Annotated in this window: 5 protein-coding genes; 3 read left to right on the top strand and 2 right to left on the bottom strand. The window is 69.7% G+C overall.

Going from position 1 to position 4,026, the window contains the following annotated elements:
* Positions 1 to 87 precede the first annotated feature (87 nt).
* Positions 88 to 915 carry a phytanoyl-CoA dioxygenase family protein gene (locus P409_RS28520; RefSeq protein ID WP_034846382.1) on the bottom strand — a complete coding sequence of 276 codons (828 nt, stop codon included), beginning with the start codon at positions 913 to 915 and terminating at the stop codon, positions 88 to 90.
* A 79-nt stretch (positions 916 to 994) separates the two neighbouring features.
* On the opposite strand from P409_RS28520, the gene P409_RS28515 reads away from it, so the two are divergent.
* Positions 995 to 1,783: an IclR family transcriptional regulator gene (locus tag P409_RS28515; protein ID WP_161790489.1), complete on the top strand. Its 789-nt coding sequence runs from the start codon at positions 995 to 997 to the stop codon at positions 1,781 to 1,783.
* Between the two features lie 9 nt (positions 1,784 to 1,792).
* Here the strand turns inward: P409_RS28515 and P409_RS28510 are convergent, their stop codons facing one another.
* Positions 1,793 to 2,107, bottom strand: coding sequence for a metalloregulator ArsR/SmtB family transcription factor (locus P409_RS28510; RefSeq protein WP_034846380.1), 315 nt, complete (start codon positions 2,105 to 2,107; stop codon positions 1,793 to 1,795).
* A 134-nt stretch (positions 2,108 to 2,241) separates the two neighbouring features.
* Here P409_RS28510 and P409_RS28505 point away from each other — a divergent pair, with 134 nt between their 5' ends.
* Complete coding sequence (locus P409_RS28505) at positions 2,242 to 3,186, top strand: acyl-CoA desaturase (protein ID WP_052121507.1); 945 nt, start codon at positions 2,242 to 2,244, stop codon at positions 3,184 to 3,186.
* 45 nt (positions 3,187 to 3,231) lie between these two features.
* On the top strand, positions 3,232 to 4,026 hold a 795-nt coding region (gene meaB / locus P409_RS28500), incomplete at its 3' end, for a methylmalonyl Co-A mutase-associated GTPase MeaB (RefSeq protein ID WP_052121509.1).

Genomic DNA, 4,026 nt, shown 5'->3' with positions numbered 1-4,026 from the left:
GGTCCCGGCCTCGACAAAAATCCCCTCACCCGGAGCCGCTTCGCGTCTCCGACCTCTCCCGCAAGCGGGAGAGGCAACGCTTTCTGGCTATGCGGCCGGCTTGCGATCCGTGCCGCGCATCAGGATCTGCTGATGCGCGCCGGTGATCTGGGCGTGGAAGGCCAGCGCGGCTTCCGACAGGTCGGAGTCCGGCCGCTGCTCCGGCTCGAAATTGCCGAACTCGTCGACGCCGCGGACCAGCGTCGCCGCGTCATGGGTGCCGACGACCTGGCGGACATAGGTCGGCAGGTAGCGGATGGCGAAGCCGATCCGGCGCTTGCCCGACGGGTTGGGGTCGGAGCCGTGGATCAGCCGGACATGGTGCAGCGACATCTCGCCGGGCTGCAGCTCGAGCATCCGGGCCTGCGCCTCGTCGACCTCGACCGCGATCTCCTGGCCGCGCGACAGCAGGTTGTTGGCGGCGAAGGTGTCGCGATGCGGCACCTGCTCCATCAGGTGGCTGTCCGGGATCACCCGCATCGCCCCGTTCTCGGCCGTGCTCTCGGACAGCGCCACCCAGGCGGTGACGATGTCGGCCGGGTCGAGGCCCCAATAGGTCGAATCCTGGTGCCAGGAGACGAAGCCGGGGTCGCGCGGCTCCTTGATGAAGAAGCTCGAACCCCAGACCAGGATGTTCGGGCCGATGATATCCTCGACCGCGTCGAGGATGGCGGGATGGCGGATCAGCCCGTCCAGCCAGGTGAACAGGAGGTGGCTCTTGTGGCGCATCGGGCCCTTCAGCGTCCCGTGCACGCTCTCATGGGCTTCGAGATGGCGGCGGATCTGCGTTGCCTCGTCGGGCGACAGCACCCGGATCGGGGCGTGGTAGCCGTGGGTCCGGTAATGCTCCACCGCTTCCGGGGACAGCATCTTCATGGCGCTCCTCCGATGTCGGGCATCTTGACGATGCTCTAATTTCATTGGTGTCGTTATGATTTCAAATATGGAAGACCAGATGGATCGCGATGTCAATGCCGGCGACGACAACGGTGCGGCCCGGCCCGGCGCCCCGGCGCTGGAGAAGGGGCTGGACCTGCTGGAGGCGCTGGCGGCCGAGCCCGGCGGTATCAACCAGAAGTCGCTGGCGGCGCGGGTCGGCCGGTCGGTCGGCGAGATCTTCCGCATGCTCGGGGTGCTGGAGCGGCGCGGCTATGTCGCCCGCGACCCGAAGACCGGCGAGTACCGGCTGACGCTGCGGCTGTTCCAGCTCGGCACCCAGCATCCGCCGACCCGACGGCTGCAGCAGGCGGCGCTGCCGGTGATGGAGAGCCTGGCCGCCCAGGTTGGCCTCGCCTGCCATCTCAGCATGGCCAGCGGCGGGCATTTCCTGATCCTGGCCCAGGCCGAGCCGGACCGGCCGATGGGCTGGACGGTGAAGCTGGGCGCGGTGTTCCCGCTGTCGATGCACCTTGTCTCCGCCCGCATCCTCACCGCCTTCCAGCGCGAGCCGCGGCGCGGCGAGATGGTGCGGGCGATGGCGGAGCGAGACGAGATCCCGGCCGGGGATATTCAGACGCGGCTGGAAGGCATCGCCGCGGCGGGCCACGACCTGGCGCCGAGCGAGACCGCCCCCGGCCTGACCGACATGAGCGCGCCGGTGCTCGACCCTTCGGGACTGGCGGTTGCGGCGCTGACCCTGCCCTTCCTGCCGCAGCGGGGCAACACCGTCTCCCAGGCGGAGGCGCTGGCGGCGCTGCAGGACGCCGCCGCGCGTATCTCGGCGCAGATCGGCGGACCCGGCTGAGTCCTCGCCTCAGCCCTCCTGCTTCGCCTTGGCCAGCCGCGCGCTCTCCTTCTTCAGCGGCCGGGCGACCGGGCACACATCCTGGACGAAGCCATTCAGCGTGTTGGCCAGGTTGTCCTGCAGCAGCCGGTAATAGATGTACTGGCCGCGCTTCTCCCCGGCGATCAGCCCGGCCGCCTCGAGCACGCTGAGATGCTGCGAGATCGACGGCTTCGACATCTCGAAACGCGACGCGATCTCACCCGCGCTCAACTCGGCATGGGCGAGATAGGCCAGGATCTTGCGGCGGGGGGCCGAGGCCAGGGCTTCGAAGACGCGTTGCATGGTCCTTCCTGTCGCCAAACCGGCACCATCATTTAGGTAGTTAACTAACCATTGACAGACATCTCCGCCTCATAGTTAGGTAAATATCTAAATACCGAACCTCATCACCTGGCGCAACCCTGCCGGAGGATCCGATGGCCTGCCTCTCCACCGCCCGGATGATCGCCGAACCCGACACCAGCGCCGTGCGGGGCCGGGTGGAATGGGCGCCCGCCCGCTCGCTGTGGACCGGCGGCATGACCGTCGCGGCGCTCGGCCTCGCCCCCTTCGCCACGAGCTGGAGTGCGGTGGCGCTGTTCGTCGCCACCACTGCCGTGACCATCTGCGCCGGCCATTCCGTCGGCATGCACCGGCTCCTGATCCATCGCAGCTTCGCGGCCCCGCTGTGGCTGGAGCATCTCATGGTCTATCTCGGCACGCTGGTCGGCATGGCCGGGCCGATCGGCATGATGCGGCTGCACGACACCCGCGACTGGGCGCAGCGCCAGGCCGAGTGCCACGACCTGCACGCCCACCGCGCCGGGCTGCTGCGCGACGCCTGGTGGCAGATGCATTGCCGGCTGGTGCTGGACCGCCCGCCCCGCTTCGCGCCGGAGGCCCGGATTCTGAACGACCGATTCTATCGGATCCTGGAGCGCAGCTGGATGCTGCAGCAGCTGCCCTGGGCCGTCCTGTTCTGGAGCGTCGGCGGGCTGCCCTGGCTGGTCTGGGGCGTGCCGGTGCGGGTGGCGGTGTCGCTGACAGGGCACTGGCTGGTCGGCCATTTCGCCCATCGCCGGGGTGATCAAGGCTGGCGGGTCGAGGGCGTGGCGGTACAGGGCTACAACATCCGCTGGTGCGGCCTGGTCACCTTCGGCGAGTCCTGGCACGGCAACCACCACGCCTTCCCGGACTCGGCGCGGCTGGGCGTCGAGCCCGGCCAGGCCGACCCCGGCTGGTGGCTGCTGCTGGGGCTGGAGCGGCTGGGCCTGGTCCGCGACCTGAAGCAGCCGGCCGACCTGCCGCCGCGGCCGGGGCTGCGGCGGGTGGGGCCGGAGCCGAAGGTCGAAGATTGGACGCAGCCCCGGCAAATCGCCTAGCTTCCATGTGCATGAACATGTGCATGTATTCGCGCGAATCAGCACATGAAATGCTTAAAAGCTGCACATGGAGCGGTGCGGGTGACGGCGGAGACGATCGAGGGCATTGCGGCACGGATCCGGGACGGCGACCGCCGCGCCCTGGCCCGCGCCATCACCCTGGTCGAATCCCGACGCGCCGACCATCGCGAGCGGGCCGAGGCGCTGCTGGAGGCGCTGGCCCCGGCCGCGGGCGGCGCCGTCCGCATCGGCATCTCCGGCCCGCCCGGCGTCGGCAAGTCGACCTTTATCGAATCCCTCGGCCTGCATCTGACCGGCCAGGGCCACCGCGTCGCGGTGCTGGCGGTCGACCCGTCGTCGCAGCGCTCCGGCGGGTCGATCCTGGGTGACAAGACGCGGATGGAGCTGCTGACCCGCGACCCGGCCGCCTTCATCCGCCCCTCGCCCGCCGGCAGCACGCTGGGCGGGGTGGCGCGGCGCACCCGCGAGACCCTGCTGCTGTGCGAGGCCGCCGGCCATGACGTGGTGATCGTCGAGACCGTCGGCGTCGGCCAGTCCGAGACCGCGGTGGCGCAGATGGTCGACGTCTTCCTGCTGCTGCTGCTGCCCGGCGCCGGCGACGAGCTGCAGGGCATCAAGCGCGGCATCGTCGAGGTCGCCGACATCCTGGTGGTGAACAAGGCGGACGGCGACCGGAAGGGCGCCGCCAACCATGCCGCCGCCGAGTACCGCCACGCTTTGGCGCTGCTGCGCGGCACGGGCGGCTGGACCCCGCCGGTGCTGCAATGCTCGGCGCTGGAGAATCGCGGCATCGACGCGGTCTGGGACATGATCGGCAAG

The sequence above is a fragment of the Inquilinus limosus MP06 genome, assembly GCF_000767795.1.
Lineage (GTDB): Bacteria > Pseudomonadota > Alphaproteobacteria > DSM-16000 > Inquilinaceae > Inquilinus > Inquilinus limosus_E.
The sequence above is the reverse complement of the archived record's forward strand: the minus strand, read 5'-3'. Positions and strand labels throughout refer to the sequence as shown.